Annotated in this window: 14 protein-coding genes; 13 read left to right on the top strand and 1 reads right to left on the bottom strand. The window is 25.5% G+C overall.

Annotation, left to right across the window (positions count from 1 at the left end):
* Window positions 1-482: 482 nt before the first annotated feature.
* The 4 genes from Q0087_RS01445 to pyrE all read left to right on the top strand — a co-directional run bounded on the left by Q0087_RS01445 (window position 483) and on the right by pyrE (window position 4,041).
* Complete coding sequence (locus Q0087_RS01445; protein WP_297897698.1) at window positions 483-2,093, top strand: sodium:solute symporter; 1,611 nt, start codon at window positions 483-485, stop codon at window positions 2,091-2,093.
* A gap of 275 nt (window positions 2,094-2,368) precedes the next feature.
* Window positions 2,369-2,500: a symporter small accessory protein gene (locus Q0087_RS01440; protein ID WP_297897695.1), complete on the top strand. Its 132-nt coding sequence runs from the start codon at window positions 2,369-2,371 to the stop codon at window positions 2,498-2,500.
* A 378-nt stretch (window positions 2,501-2,878) separates the two neighbouring features.
* Complete coding sequence (locus Q0087_RS01435) at window positions 2,879-3,118, top strand: PRC-barrel domain-containing protein (RefSeq protein WP_297897692.1); 240 nt, start codon at window positions 2,879-2,881, stop codon at window positions 3,116-3,118.
* Between the two features lie 398 nt (window positions 3,119-3,516).
* Window positions 3,517-4,041 carry an orotate phosphoribosyltransferase gene (gene pyrE / locus Q0087_RS01430; protein WP_297897689.1) on the top strand — a complete coding sequence of 175 codons (525 nt, stop codon included), beginning with the start codon at window positions 3,517-3,519 and terminating at the stop codon, window positions 4,039-4,041.
* A 46-nt stretch (window positions 4,042-4,087) separates the two neighbouring features.
* Here pyrE and Q0087_RS01425 read toward each other — a convergent pair whose 3' ends face one another.
* On the bottom strand, window positions 4,088-4,609 hold the full coding sequence (locus Q0087_RS01425) for a molybdenum cofactor biosynthesis protein B (RefSeq protein WP_297897686.1): 522 nt from the start codon (window positions 4,607-4,609) through the stop codon (window positions 4,088-4,090).
* A gap of 699 nt (window positions 4,610-5,308) precedes the next feature.
* Between Q0087_RS01425 and Q0087_RS01420 the strand changes: the two genes are divergently transcribed.
* From Q0087_RS01420 to Q0087_RS01380, 9 genes are all read left to right on the top strand, one after another.
* Window positions 5,309-5,431, top strand: a complete 123-nt coding sequence (locus Q0087_RS01420; protein ID WP_297897684.1) for a hypothetical protein — start codon at window positions 5,309-5,311, stop codon at window positions 5,429-5,431.
* A 572-nt stretch (window positions 5,432-6,003) separates the two neighbouring features.
* Window positions 6,004-6,519 carry a ribonuclease VapC gene (locus Q0087_RS01415; protein ID WP_297897681.1) on the top strand — a complete coding sequence of 172 codons (516 nt, stop codon included), beginning with the start codon at window positions 6,004-6,006 and terminating at the stop codon, window positions 6,517-6,519.
* 224 nt (window positions 6,520-6,743) lie between these two features.
* A complete protein-coding gene (locus Q0087_RS01410; protein WP_297897679.1) occupies window positions 6,744-8,087 on the top strand; it encodes a DUF2117 domain-containing protein in 1,344 nt (447 codons plus the stop codon).
* 521 nt (window positions 8,088-8,608) lie between these two features.
* On the top strand, window positions 8,609-9,589 hold the full coding sequence (locus Q0087_RS01405; RefSeq protein ID WP_297897676.1) for a methanogenesis marker 2 protein: 981 nt from the start codon (window positions 8,609-8,611) through the stop codon (window positions 9,587-9,589).
* Window positions 9,590-9,729: 140 nt separating this feature from the next.
* Window positions 9,730-11,301, top strand: coding sequence for a methanogenesis marker 3 protein (locus Q0087_RS01400; protein ID WP_297897673.1), 1,572 nt, complete (start codon window positions 9,730-9,732; stop codon window positions 11,299-11,301).
* A 9-nt stretch (window positions 11,302-11,310) separates the two neighbouring features.
* A complete protein-coding gene (locus tag Q0087_RS01395) occupies window positions 11,311-11,862 on the top strand; it encodes a methanogenesis marker 6 protein (RefSeq protein WP_297897670.1) in 552 nt (183 codons plus the stop codon).
* 221 nt (window positions 11,863-12,083) lie between these two features.
* Complete coding sequence (locus tag Q0087_RS01390) at window positions 12,084-12,593, top strand: methanogenesis marker 5 protein (protein ID WP_297897667.1); 510 nt, start codon at window positions 12,084-12,086, stop codon at window positions 12,591-12,593.
* Window positions 12,593-13,834, top strand: coding sequence for a methanogenesis marker 15 protein (locus Q0087_RS01385; RefSeq protein WP_297897664.1), 1,242 nt, complete (start codon window positions 12,593-12,595; stop codon window positions 13,832-13,834). The genes Q0087_RS01390 and Q0087_RS01385 overlap by 1 nt, the downstream gene beginning before the upstream one ends.
* Window positions 13,835-13,904: 70 nt before the next feature.
* Complete coding sequence (locus Q0087_RS01380) at window positions 13,905-14,462, top strand: methanogenesis marker 17 protein (protein WP_297897662.1); 558 nt, start codon at window positions 13,905-13,907, stop codon at window positions 14,460-14,462.
* Window positions 14,463-14,653 lie beyond the last annotated feature (191 nt).

Below are 14,653 nucleotides of genomic sequence, written 5' to 3'. Positions count from 1 at the left end.
AATATCTTTTTATCATATTTTTTCATATTAATTTGTCAACATTTTTTATATTTTATTTTATATTTTGTTATTTGTTTAACACATTCTTTGTTTTATTATTGGCTTTTTTAATATAAATTTTATAACTTTTTAATTTATTAATAATGTTCTATGTTTACTTTATGTCCTATTTTTTTAAGAATTATTTATAATTATGTAATAATATTTTGATATTTGAAAGTTTATTTAAATTTATTTAATATAAATTAGCTAATTATTATAAAAAGTATAATATTATAAAAATTGCTTAAATTATGAAATTCTTTATAAATTTATAATCAAAAATTCATGTATAAAAGCTTATATAATACTAATGTACAAAAAGAATTTTTGTATATATATAAATTAGATTTAAACTTTTAAAATCTTTTTTTAGTTCTAATTTTTATTTATAATATCTATCGTATTTATAATAATGATTATAATATTTTTGAGGTTTATATATGGATTTAATAATTTTATCTATAGTTTTTTTAGTCTACTTCTTAATAGTAGGTTATGTTGGATATTTGGCTTGGAAAAGCACAAAATCTTCGGATGAGTTCATGGTCGCAGGACGGAAAACTCATCCATATATAATGGCTTTGAGTTATGGTGCTACTTTTATTAGTACTGCCGCTATTGTGGGTTTTGGTGGTGTTGCAGGTCAATTTGGTATGAGTTTACTTTGGTTAACTTTTTTAAATGTCTTTGTAGGAGTATTCATAGCTTTTGTATTTTTAGGAAAGAGAACTCGAAAAATGGGTCGTAATTTAGGTTCTTTAACTTTTCCAGAATTTCTTTCTCGGCGTTTTAATAGTAGATTTATTCAATACTTTAGTGGAGGAATAATATTTTTTGCCATGCCTATATATGCATCTGTGGTTCTTATAGGTGCTGCAAGGTTTATGGAAACTTCTCTTTCAATTAGTTTTACTTTATCTCTTTTGATTTTATCAATTTTTGTTGCTTTTTATGTTATATTTGGGGGAATAAGGGGAGTAATGTATACAGAGGCCGTACAGGGAACAATAATGTTCGTAGGTATGATTTTTTTACTTGTATTTACTTATTGGACTCTTGGAGGAATCACTCAATCCCAAACAGCACTTACTAACTTAGCGCCTCACTTCCCAGCAGCTGCTCAAGCAATAGGGGGTACTGGTTGGACAACGTTCCCAACCCTTGGAAGTCCTTTCTGGTGGTCACTTGTTTCTACAATTATTTTAGGTGTAGGTATTGGTGTACTTGCTCAACCTCAACTAATTGTTAGGTTTATGACTGTTGACTCTGATAAAGAATTGAATAGGGCAGTACTAATGGGTGGACTTTTCATAGCAGTTATTACTGGAACTGCATTTATTGTTGGTGCTTTATCTAATGTTTATTTCTTTGATAGGTTAGGTCAAATTTCAGTGGCTGTTGTTGGAGGTAATGTTGATAAAATCATCCCAACATTTATTAACTTTGCTCTTCCTGAATGGTTTGTATATGTATTTTTGTTAACTTTACTTGCTGCAGCTATGTCTACTTTAAGTTCACAATATCATGCTCAAGGAACTTCCTTAGGAAGGGATATATATGAAACATTAAAGAAGAAAAAAGATGTTGAATCAATATCATTAACTCGTATTGGAATATTAATAGCTGTAGTTTTAGCATTTGCACTTAGTTTAATACTTCCAGGTAGTGTAGTAGCTCAAGGAACAGCACTTTTCTATGGAATTTGTGCAGCTGCATTCTTAAGTGTTTATATATGTGCATTATTTTGGAAAAGAACTACAAGAGAAGGAGCTATTGCAGGAATTGTTTCAGGTACTGTAACAAGCCTTATCTGGTTAATATTCTTCTTTAAGAATACTGCTGAAGGGCTTGGCATTTGTCAATATTTAACTGGAAAAGCAGTGCTAATTGGGGCAATGCCTTGGGCATCAGTTGATGCAATAATAGTGGCAGTTCCAGTATCATTTATCTTTACCATCGTTGTAAGCTTACTTACAAAACCAATGGACCAAGAATTACTTGATAAATGTTATAAAGGATTTGAATCAGATAAAAAAGTTGAAGGAAAATAGATTAACTAATATTAATTATTAATTAGAAATTAAATATTAATTATTAAATAAAAAATAATTAATATATTTAATTATAAATTAATTATAAATATTAAAAAAAGATAATTCTTAATTAAATAATAAGTGATATTTAATTAAATGGATTAATTTTTAATTAAGCTAATTAATTATTAATTAAAGTTGATTATTAAAATAATATTATTCTTTAGGACAATGTATATTTTAGGATAATATTATTTATTAAAATAAGGTATTTATTAAAATAAGGTGTAAAAATGATTCTAGGAATACCTGACCCATGGGTTTTAAGTGGTTATTTACTTGTAATACTCTCTACTCTTTTATGTGTAGTATATGGTATTATAAATTGGAATAAAGGCGATAATGAAAACTATTCTGATGAATAGTTTTATTTTCCATTATTTTTTTCATTTATGATATAATATTTTTAATAAATAAATTTTTAATATTTTTATCTATTTAGAATATTTTTATTTATTTCTAATATTTTTATTTATTTAGAGTATTTTTAATTTATTAGTTATGTTTAATCAATAAATTTCTAATATTTTATTCATACTAAATATTAAATATTTAAATATATATATATAATTATATTATTTATTAGTAGAATAACATAATAGTTATATAATTCTAATATAATTTAATATCAAATTATATTAATAAATAGATTATGATGAAGAATATTAATAATATGCTAGTTATATTTTATTATAATTTATTTTTATTAGATATGCATTTATTTAAGATTTAGAGGAATAAATATGAAAGTTGTTGAAGATATCATTGGAAAAGAAGTAGTTAATACTGATGCTGTTTTAATTGGTAAAGTATCTGATGTTGAGTATAATGATGAAACAAAAGAATTAGAATCTTTAATCTTAAAAAAAGGAGGAATTTCTGAAACTTTGAATATTTCTAAAAGTGAAAATGTAATTCCTTATGATATGATAAGTAAAATTGGGGATAAAATTCTTTTAAAAGATGCTTTTGATATTTTGTAATAGGATAATTTTTAATTTGTAAATACATTTTTTGATAAAAATAGATTTGCTTTAAATTTCTTTTATATTATGAATAAAAAATTAGTTTTATCTATTAAAATTAATACTAAATAGTTTTTTAGCTAAACTAATTTATTATTTTTAATTTTTAAATAATATGCTGTATTATTTACTAATTTATTAATTATTATTTAGTTAATTTTATATTTTATTAATTTCAATGAATTTAATATTATTCTAAAATGATTTTTTAGATTAATAATTGTTTATATTAAATATATTTTTAATTTTTAATTATATTGAAATTTTTAGCTATCTTTATCCATTTTGGTAGTTTTTTAAAATTACATTTTAGTTTTCACAAGATTAAATTTATATAATTGTTTTATGGTGATTCAATGACTTCTAAAGAATATTTAATTAGTATTTTAAAAGATAATAATGTTTTCAAAACAGGAAATTTTGTACTTTCATCTGGAAAAGAAAGTAATTATTATATTGATATGAAAAAAGCAATAACCGATCCAAATATTCTTAAAACTATTTCAGAACTTATTAATATGTCTATAAAAGATGATTCTATTGATAAAGTAGCGGGACCTGCACTTGGAGCAGTTCCGATTGCAACTGCTGTTTCATTAAGATCTGAAATTCCTCTTTTGATGATAAGAAAAGAAAAAAAAGGTTATGGAACTTCAAAACTTATTGAAGGAGAATTAGATGAGGGTGACAATATAGTTGTTGTTGAAGATGTAACTACAACTGGAGGATCTCTATTAAAAGCCATAAAAGCTATTCAAGAAAATGGAGGAATCGTAAAAAAAGCTATTGTGGTTGTAGATAGGGAAGAAGGAGCTATTTCTTCTTTAGAAAATGAAGGAATAATTATTGAACCTTTAATATCTGTTAGCGAATTTTTTTAATTCGCTTATCTATTCATTTGATTTTTTTAATTCACTCATTTAAAATTCACTCATTTAAATGTTTTTTCAGATGAGCTAATTCATTTATAATTAGTGATATTCCTAATTTAACAGCATTCGGAGATCCTGGCATTGAGAATATTATTGATTTTCCGCATGTTCCTGCAACGGCTCTTGATAGCATAGCTCCAGATCCTAGTTTTTCGTAACTTTTTAATCTAAATATTTCCCCAAAACCATTTATTTTTTTTTCAAAAAGAGGTTTTACAGTTTCAATTGTTATATCTCTACTCCCAATCCCTGTACCCCCAGTAGTAATTATAAAATCAACTTTTTCGCTTTTCATTTTTTCTATAATGTTTAATAGTTGATCTTTTTCATCAGGGATTATTTCATAAGAAATTACATTATATTTTTTGCTTAATTCATCAACTATTAATTTACCCGAAATATCAGTATCTTTTCCTGCTTTTTTGTCTTTGGTTTTCGTATCACTTAGGGTAATAACTCCACAATTAACTTCAATCGGTGATTTTTTTTTATGTTCTTCCATTGTTTCACTTGTCATTCAAATTTCTCCTTATTAAAATATGTTATGAAACATCAATTTTATTTTTATCAGTAATATATTATTTAAATTATTTAATTTTGTTTATAATTATTTTTTGTTTATAATTATTTTTTTGTGTAATTTTTTAAATAATTATTCTTTCATATGTTTTTAGGCATATTATTTTATTTAATCTTGTTATTTAGACTTCATAAAATTTCATGTTGATGTTTCCACGTATTTAAATTTTAAATTTTTGTAATATCTTTTTTTTTAAAAGTGTAAGTTAGATATTCTGATTAAAATGTTATATTTATTAAATATAGGGGAGTTAAGATAATTATTATTAATATTAAAAACTTTGGATATTCTAATTTGATATTATTAACAATAATTTAGCTATTTATAAAAACATTATTTTTTAATCTTATATAAATTTTCATTTTTATAATACTATATGTTTGTTTTAGTATTACTTTTTATTATTCTGATAAATTTATATACTACTTATTTAATATTATAGTGTCTTCATTATCATGTACATAGTTAATATCAATCACTCTTAACAATAAATAATCTATAAGAATGAATAATGTTTTATTGTTAGTTAATTAACGAAAATCTTCTTATTTTCTTAAAAAAATTTTGTTATTTAAATATTTATTAGAATAAGATTATTAAATCTTGTTTAATCCATTTTAAAAAAAGTACGATATAGTGAGGAGGGCAGGGACCAAAATTGGATTGGAGGCGGATTCAATGCCAATTTTTGTTATGATAATAAGAGTTAAGATAAGACCCTACCCTTCAAGATATTATTATATATTTACTCACATATAAATGTTATGTAAACTATCAAAAATTGATTATAGGCTTTATTTTAGTTTTATATTCTTTATTCTATCTTTTTTTTAGCTTTTGATGATTATAATTAATTTTAATAATTCAATTAAATATTTGTATTTATTAAATAATGTTTAAATATTTAAATAAAAACAATAACTATTTTAATGTTCATGTTTTCTATTATAATATTTTATGGGATTATAACAATAATATATTGAATATTCAGGTTTTATTAACATTATGTATTTTTATTATTTTTTAGTAATAATTGTTATATAAAATAATTTTTATTAATGGATATTAATTTACTAACATTTTTTATTTATTAAATAATCTTTTTTTCTATCACTCATTTTTTATTAATTATTTCTCTAATTTAATGGATTATTATCAATTTTCATGTTTACTTTTAATTTATTATTTAATTCATTATTTAATTCATTATTTAATTTATTATTTAGTTTATATTTATTAATTAAATATTATATTTCTAAATAAATTTATTTTTTCTTTAACTTTATTTATTTTTAATTAACTTTATTTATTTTTAATTACATAATTATATTATGGATGAAAATAAAGATATTTATTATATATTGGATGCTTCTGCTTTTATTGGGGGATTTGAACTAAATAATTCTTTAAATTTTACTATATCTGAAATAAGTGAGGAAGTTAAGGACTTAAGGTCTAAAATGATTTTTGATCAAGCTATAAATGATAATATTCTTTTTATCGAAGAGCCTGATAACTCAAGTATCAATCAGCTGAACAATGTTATTTCTGGATCTGGAGATACTTTAAGGCTTTCTGATGTAGATAAGAAACTTTTAGCATTAGCTATTGACTTTTCAAATCAAAAAAAGGATATAATGGTTGTAACTGATGATTATTCTATTCAAAATGTTCTCAAAATTTTAGATATTCCTTATAGGAGTGTTTTAACTGAAGGAATTAAAGGAATATATAATTGGAAGAAAATTTGTCAAGGTTGTAAGAAAGAGTATCCTGATGATTATGATGATGAAATTTGTGAAATTTGTGGTTCAAAAATATTTAAAAAAAGGATAAAATTAAGTTAATTTATTCTAAACTAGATTTATTGCATATTGCATTGTGGTATATATTTTTTCTACTATGTTTTTGTTAATTTTTTGAATGTATTAATTAATTATCTAATTATTATCTAATTATTATCTAAATAATTAGAATAATAATAGTAATATTAATAATATTAATAGTAATATTAATAATACTAATAATAATATTAATAATAATTATAATTTATTGTAAATTTGGTTATAAAATGAAAATTGGTATTGTTGTACATGGTCCGAATATAATTGATTCTGGATGTGCTCTAAAAATTATTGAGATTTTAAAGAGTTTTGGGGAGGTTTATTGTAGGTTAGGCGGAACTATGGGGCGAACAGCAGTTATAGATGCTTCTCTTGAAAATTTGATTGATATTTCTACTAAAAGACTTCCTAGTGAATCGGTTAGATTATTTTTAGAAGAAGGTATGGATGTTATATTCCTCATTAATTATGGTAAATCTTCAGTTACTGGTCATACTTTCGGATATAAAGTTTTTAAAAAGGCTTTTAATCCAGGAATTGGAAATTTGGACGAAAATACTTTAAATAAAAAATTTATTCAAATTGAAAGGCCTGGAGAAGATGATGGTTCTATAATTCTATGGAATGGTTCAAATGATGATTTACATCTAAAAATATCTAAATTATTAAATCTAAATGTCTTAGATTCTCAATTGGTTATTGAAGAATATATGAAACGAGAACTAAAAACTGATATAAAAAATAACTTAATTAATAATTTAAAAGATAATCAAGATAATAATCCGGATGATGATCCAAGTAATAATGAGAACAACGATCAAAATAATAATTTAAATAATTGTTATGGATTAGGGGACGAAGTTCGATATATTCATGGGGTAAGTCCTAATGAGAATATTTTTGTCAATGGAGTTGTAATTGGTAAATCTAATTCTGAAAATTTGTCTTTAGTATCTAAAGATGGCAAAATAGTTGATATTATTGGTGGAGAAATTAAAAAACACGGTATAGAAAAATTAGGTGTTGTTGATATTAATAATGCGGTTGTAAAAACTGGACTTCTTAGAAAAACTAATCCTAATCCTAGAATAATTAAAGATTCTAAAGATATTAATATTAATCGTTCTGAAAATAATAGGATTAAAGTAGCTTTTTTAGACCATGCGGCGGAAGATATTTATAGCTTAAAAAATGTTGATATTGTAGTTACTATTGGAGATGATACTACTCTTGTAGCTTCTGATATCTTATACCGGTTTAATATACCTGTTATTGGTATTACTGATGGGGATGTAGATAAAGTTGTTCAAAAAGGCTATGTTACTGAGGGATCTACCATCATTGAATTAAAGCCTGGTCAGGATGATATTGTTGGAAAATACATTTTTCAAAATGTTTTTAAATCAAAAAATTACATTAAATTGGAATTTAGTTCTACTAAAACATCAAATAATGATTTTAAAGATAAATTAAAATCTAATAGAATTAAAGAATTTAAAAATGAAATATTTGAAATTATTAATGAAATAAGTCCTGAGTATAATATTAAATTTCCATTAAATAATGACTAATTTTTATAAATAATATTTTCACTATCATTTATTTGTAAATAATATTTTTTTTATCTATTATTTTAAATAATATTTTTTTATCTATTATTTCAAATAATATTTTTTTGTTTTATTATTTTAAATAGTATTTTTTACTCCTTATTTAAAATAATGTTTTTTATATTTTATTTAGATATCATATTTTTTAGTATTCTTTTTGGTATTTCTATTTAGAGTATGTTTGTTTGTCTTATTTTTGGATAATTTTTCATTTTTTTATTTATTTTTTTATTTCGACATCTTTATTATGCATTGTTAACATATTATTTTCTAATAGTTTTTAATAATTTAATCATGAAAATAAAGTATATACATAAAAAAAATTTAAGGTATATTCATAAAAAAAATTTTTATATCTTAAATAATTATAATTAAATTAATTATAGTAGCTAAATTACTATAGTAGCTAAATTATTATAATAGTTGAATTATTATTTTATTTAAATTATTATTCTTTCATTGGATTATAATGAGGTGTAGTTTTGGAATTAGCAGATCTTGCAAAATCTCTTCAAAATTTTGAAGGCGTTTCTAGAAAAGAGTCTATAGAGAACATAACTAGCAAATTAAAAGAAGTTTATAATGTTTCTGGCGAAACTTTACTTGATTTTGGTGATGATGCATCAGCAATTGATATTGGGAATGGAAATGTAATATTACTTGCTGCTGATGGAATTTGGGGAAAATTAATGGATGCAGATCCTTATTGGGCAGGTTATTGTTCAATTTTAGTCAATGTCAACGATATTGCTGCTATGGGTGGTAAACCAATTGCAATGGTTAATATACTTTCTATTAATAATGAAGATATAGCTAATGGTCTTTTAGATGGAATAAAAGATGGTTGTAAGAAATTTAATGTTCCAATGGTTGGTGGACATTTACATCCCGATTCTGATTATAATGCTCTTGATGTTGCGATTGTTGGAATAGCTAAAAAAGATAAAATTATAACTAGTTTCGGAGCTGATGTTGGGGATAAAATTATTGTTGCTATTGATTTGGATGGTAGACAACATCCTAGTTTTAACCTTAATTGGGATACAACCTATTTTAAAGATGAAAAAATTGTACAGGATCAGATAATTGCAATGGAACAAATTGCAGAAAAAGGATTAGTTACTGGTGGAAAAGATATAAGTAATCCTGGTACTTTAGGAACATTGGAGATGTTGCTTGAATCATCTGGTGTTGGAGCAAAAGTTGATTTAAATAAAATTCCAAAAAATGATAATGTTGAATGGGAAGAATGGTTAAAATCATATCCTGGTGCTGGCTTTGTTTTAACTGCTAAAGAAAAAAATGTTGAAGAATTAATAAATTTATTAGGTGAAGTTTCTATTAATGCTTCTGTTGTTGGGGAAGTAATTAAAGATAAAAAGTTGTTTTTATCTGATGAAAATGAAGAAATAGTGCTATTTGATCAAGTTGAAAACCCTATTTTTAAAATTGAAAACTTTTAAGTTTTAAAAGTTAAATTAGGAATATGAATTGGGGTTTTAAACTCTCTAATCTAAGATAATCTTTAATTAAATGATTTAAATTTAAAATTATTATTAATAAATAGTTTAAATCTATTCATAATTTATGTTGAGTTGTTTCTATGTTAGTAAAAATTAATGGAGAAAATGTAGATCTTCCTGTTGGGTCTACTATAAAAGAGGCAATTGATTTTTCAAATGCTCCTTATGATGATGGAAGTATAATATGTCTCATCAAAGGTAAAAAGGAATTTGAAAAAAATATAAACAAATATAAATTAAAAACTCCAAAAGGAAGCATAATAATTGAGATGGATGATAAAGAAGAAGCTAAAACACTTGTTGAAGTTTGGAAAAATCAATATAAAGATTTTCAGCAATGTTCTGTTAGATGGACTTCATCAAATGAGGTTGCAATTGGCCCAATTACAACGGAATTAGAACCTACAATGGATGAAAATAGATATAAAGATGGGGACGTTATATTAAGTTTATCTGGATTTAGTAATGAGTCAACACATATAATTTTAGCTAAAGAAGATCATTCTGCTGTTTATGGGGTTCCTAATCATAATAAAGGGATTTTTGCTAGAATTGTGGGGGGTAAACGAACTTTAAGGCTTTTAAATTCCGATGATAATTTAATTTCTATTGAACCTCTTATTGAAAGGAGTAGTGTAACAGATAGTGCTTCTGTTTCTGATTTAAACACTATTTTGGAAGAAGGTAATCAGCTTTTCACTTATGTCTTACTTAAACCTAATGAAAATTCTCCAGAATCAGCTGAACATTTATTTTCGTTAATTGAATCGGGTAATTTTACTGTTGATTATGAATCAAACTCTTTTGTTGGTTTTTATTCTCTTCAAGGTTTGGGAAAACCTCCTGAAGATTTAACTATGAGAAAAAGAGGTACTGTTACAATAAGAAATACTGGTAAAGGCATTGGTAAAGTATTTGTATATAGGGAGGATAGGGTTAAATCGCCTAATCACACTAATGTTGCTTCAGTTGAAAAGGGTATGGAATTATTTGATATAGCTAGTTATAATGATAAAATCACTATTAAATCTGAACCTGGAAGAATAATGACTTTATCTATGACTCAAAAAGAATCAGAAGATTATTTGAAATCTATTGGCATAAAACATGAGAGAATTGGTGTTATTGATGATAATGCACTAATTGTAGAACAGACTCCTAATCTTTCTATAGATATACTAAAAGAAGGAAATGTAAAAACAAAAGGTATAAATAAAGAGGATTTAGCTTTGATAAAAGTTTATGATGGTGGAGATGAGGCTCCAAGAACTTCTTGGTATTTTAAAAAGGTTACTGGGTTAATTGAAAAGCCAATTGGTATTTTAAAAGTACATTTTGCATTTCCTGGTATGAAAATATCTATCTTTGAGGGGGATGCTAAAGAAGCAAAAGGGCTCGTTCCTGAAAACATTCCAAATAGCTGTATCGAAGCAGGAAGAATTGGTGTTACTAACATGTCTAAGAAAAATGTTGGATTGATAGGTGTTAGGTTTGAGAGCAATGATGAATTTGGTCCAACTGCAGAACCATTTAATGCAACTAATATTGTTGGAAAGATAACAACTAATTTAAAAAATCTTGAAGACTTAAAAGAGGGAGATTCTCTTTATATCAAAAGAATTGAAGATGGATCTTCTATTAATAATGATTAGAGGGATATTATGGTAGAAAATGTATGTATTAATCCAAATCTTGGTAGGGAAGATTCTGATCCAGAGGTCGTCACAAGAATGATTATTTTGGGTCCAAAAGCCAATGTTAGTGAAAGCGAGGTTGTAAATCACATCCATCTCTTAGGTTTGCCTCTCACAATAAAACAAACTTGTTATGGTGCAATGGTTAGTGGTAAAGAAAAGGATGTTTTAAGAGCTATTGGGGAAGTTCGAAAATTAGATCCTTATAATATTTTTACAAAAGACAGGGGTTTCCCTCCTGGAGATCCAAGAAGATGCAGGGGCCATAGAAAAGGCGCAAGAGAAGGATTTCACCAAATGGAAAAGGAATTTAAACTTCTTGGCTTTGTTTCAGATGCTTTGAAAAATCCAAAAGAAGTTTCACTTGAAGAGGAAACTTGTATTCCTTTAGAAGAATTTGAAGAAATAATGGAACAATGTTTAGAAGAAGAAAATCTTAATAATAGTAATGTTAGGAATAAAGAAGATAATATGGACAAAAATATACATAAAAATAGAAATCAAAATGTTCATGAGTAATTATAAAATAGATTATAATTAATTATAAAATGATAATAATTAATTAAAATTTATAAAATAATAGTGGTTAATTAAGATTTATAAAATAATAAAGGTTAATTAAGATTTATAAAATAATGAAGATTAATTAAAATTTATAAAATTTTAAGGATTAATTAAAATTTTTATATGAGGATAACTAAAATTGTTAGATAATTATAATATATTAAAAATGTGATAAAATGGTAAAGGTAGCTATATTCCCACCAAATTCATTAATTTTAGCAGATTTAATTGAAAGAAAAGGACATGAAGTATTAGCTCTTCAAAAAGCTGTTAGAAAAAAAGTTAAAGATCCTGATATTGATTCTCCTCCAATGAATCTTACTGAAGAGGATCCTATTAAAGGATTAAAATATGCTGCTATTGAGGTTCCATCAGGGGTACGTGGAAGAATGTCTCTTCTTGGGCCTTTAATTGAAGAAGCTGAAGCTGCTATAATTGTTGAAGATGCTCCTTTTGGTTTTGGATGTATTGGTTGTGCTAGGACAAATGAATTATCTATATTCAACCTTAGAAAAAGAGGAATTCCTACTCTTGAGTTGAAATATCCTAAGAATAAAGATGAAACTACTAATATGGTTAATAAAATAAATACATTTTTAGATTCTCTTCCGAATTCTTCAGAAAATCTCTCTTCTTCTGAAAATTCTGATGTTTCAATAAATAAAGATTTAAATGGTGATGAATAATGGTTAAAATAGCTTTAATATCTTGCGGTACAGAGTATAGTGGTATTCAAAAAGAGATAGAAAAGGCAGCTACTACCTTTGGTTCAGAAATTGTTATTCCTGAGATTGATCTTGATTATATTGATGAAGCATATAAAAAATTTGGATTTTCTGCTGAAAGTTCCAGTTTGAAGCTTATGATTGCAAGAGCAATGTCAATTGTTGAGGGAAAAAGTAAAGCGGATGCTGTTTTCATAGCTACTTGTTTTAGATGTGCAGAAGGGGCATTAGTTAGAAATGAAGTAAGGAGATTTATTCAGCAAAATACTAGAATTCCTGTTGTGACTTATTCTTTCACTGAAAGAACCAAGGCAGATGAGTTATTTATCCGTATGGAAGCTTTAACTACTTCGGTTGCTAGAAGAAGTATATTGGCTCGTGAAAAACAAGAAGGATTAACTTTAGGGGTTGATTCTGGTTCCACTACTACAAAAGTGGTTTTAATGGAGAATAATAAGGTTATTGGTACTGGTTGGACTCCTACAAAAGATATCATGGAATCAGTGTATAAAGGGGCTGATGAAGCTTTTGAAGGAACTGGTTATAAGCTTGATGATGTTGAAGGTATTGGAACTACTGGTTATGGACGACTTACAATTGGGAAAAACATGAAGGCAGAGTTAATCCAGGAAGAATTGTCTGTAAATGCTAAAGGGGCTGTTTATCTTGCAGGACACCAAAAAGGAGATGCAACAGTATTAGATATTGGTGGAATGGATAATAAAGTAATCACTGTTAATGATGGAATTCCTGATAATTTTACTATGGGTGGTATTTGTGCTGGTGCTTCTGGAAGATTTTTGGAGATGACTGCACGTCGTTTGGATGTTGATATTACTGAACTTGGTCCATTAGCTATGAAAGGAGATTATAAAAAGGCAATGCTGAATAGTTATTGTATTGTTTTCGGTATTCAAGATTTAGTTACAACTCTTGCTGCTGGAGGTTCTAAAGCAGATGTAGCTGCAGCTGCATGTCATTCTGTTTCAGAACAAGTTTATGAACAACAATTACAAGAAATTGATATTAGGGAACCTTTAATACAAGTTGGTGGAACTTCTTTAATATCTGGATTAGTTAAAGCAGTTAGTGATACTCTTGGAGGTATTGATGTTATAGTTCCTGAGTACTCACAACATATCGGTGCTGTTGGTGCTGCACTTTTAGTTTCTGGAATGGGTAAAAGACAAGAAAATAGGTAAAATTGGAAATGAAATGAAATTATGAAAATAGATAAAATTAAATTATTCATGTTTTTTATTAGGTGAGTTTATGCTTGTTGAATCTACAGATACAGAGGGTGCAAAAGTCTATGAGATGATAATAAAACAAATATTTCAAGATCTTCAGTTATCTCCTTCTGTTAAGGATATGAGAGTTTTTGTTGATCCTAAGGAAGTTGTATTTATTTTAGCTATTAAAATGGATAAAACTTCTAATTTTACTACTTTAGGTGATGTAACTAATATTGAATATGATAAAGAAATAGATAAAACTATAATTCGTGTAAGTGATGAAAATTATCTTCCAAATATTTTAAAAAAGTTGTGGCTTGAAAAAGGAAGAGAAAATGTTCATCAACCAGACCGTTTTAGCTTTATTCTTGAAGGTAAAGAAGATAATTTGAATAATCTTGTTATAGATGACCCATATGAAAATCTAAAAAAGAGAATATATGATGCAGCATTTAGAATTATTCCTGAAGGATTTAGAATAATTAGGGACATTTCAAAGGATGATGTTATTGCTATAGTTTGTACTGATGAACTTATTAAAGACGAATGGTTAGATAAAGGATTAGGTTATGTTGAAGAATTAACTTCTTCTTAAATTAACTCCTTGATTTATTGGTTTATTAACCTATCTTTTCATTATTTTATTATTCTAATATGTTATTATTTTAATATTTTATTTTTGTATTGTAGTGGGTAGTTTATATTAATAATTTTAATTTTTTGTCTGTTTGTTCTCATTACAACAAAGTTTAATATATAGTTACAACATATTTATTAATAATTTAA

This window comes from uncultured Methanobrevibacter sp. (assembly GCF_937881195.1).
Lineage (GTDB): Archaea > Methanobacteriota > Methanobacteria > Methanobacteriales > Methanobacteriaceae > Methanobinarius.
This window is presented reverse-complemented; position numbering and strand designations above follow the sequence as displayed.

Bases quoted from the DNA above. Each gene is read 5' to 3' on its own strand.
- Q0087_RS01445 (WP_297897698.1), top strand. From the start codon at position 483: ATGGATTTAATAATTTTATCTATAGTTTTTTTAGTCTACTTCTTAATA.
- Q0087_RS01440 (WP_297897695.1), top strand. From the start codon at position 2,369: ATGATTCTAGGAATACCTGACCCATGGGTTTTAAGTGGTTATTTACTT.
- Q0087_RS01435 (WP_297897692.1), top strand. From the start codon at position 2,879: ATGAAAGTTGTTGAAGATATCATTGGAAAAGAAGTAGTTAATACTGAT.
- pyrE (WP_297897689.1), top strand. From the start codon at position 3,517: ATGACTTCTAAAGAATATTTAATTAGTATTTTAAAAGATAATAATGTT.
- Q0087_RS01425 (WP_297897686.1), bottom strand. From the start codon at position 4,609: ATGACAAGTGAAACAATGGAAGAACATAAAAAAAAATCACCGATTGAA.
- Q0087_RS01415 (WP_297897681.1), top strand. From the start codon at position 6,004: ATGGATGAAAATAAAGATATTTATTATATATTGGATGCTTCTGCTTTT.
- Q0087_RS01410 (WP_297897679.1), top strand. From the start codon at position 6,744: ATGAAAATTGGTATTGTTGTACATGGTCCGAATATAATTGATTCTGGA.
- Q0087_RS01400 (WP_297897673.1), top strand. From the start codon at position 9,730: ATGTTAGTAAAAATTAATGGAGAAAATGTAGATCTTCCTGTTGGGTCT.
- Q0087_RS01395 (WP_297897670.1), top strand. From the start codon at position 11,311: ATGGTAGAAAATGTATGTATTAATCCAAATCTTGGTAGGGAAGATTCT.
- Q0087_RS01390 (WP_297897667.1), top strand. From the start codon at position 12,084: ATGGTAAAGGTAGCTATATTCCCACCAAATTCATTAATTTTAGCAGAT.
- Q0087_RS01385 (WP_297897664.1), top strand. From the start codon at position 12,593: ATGGTTAAAATAGCTTTAATATCTTGCGGTACAGAGTATAGTGGTATT.
- Q0087_RS01380 (WP_297897662.1), top strand. From the start codon at position 13,905: ATGCTTGTTGAATCTACAGATACAGAGGGTGCAAAAGTCTATGAGATG.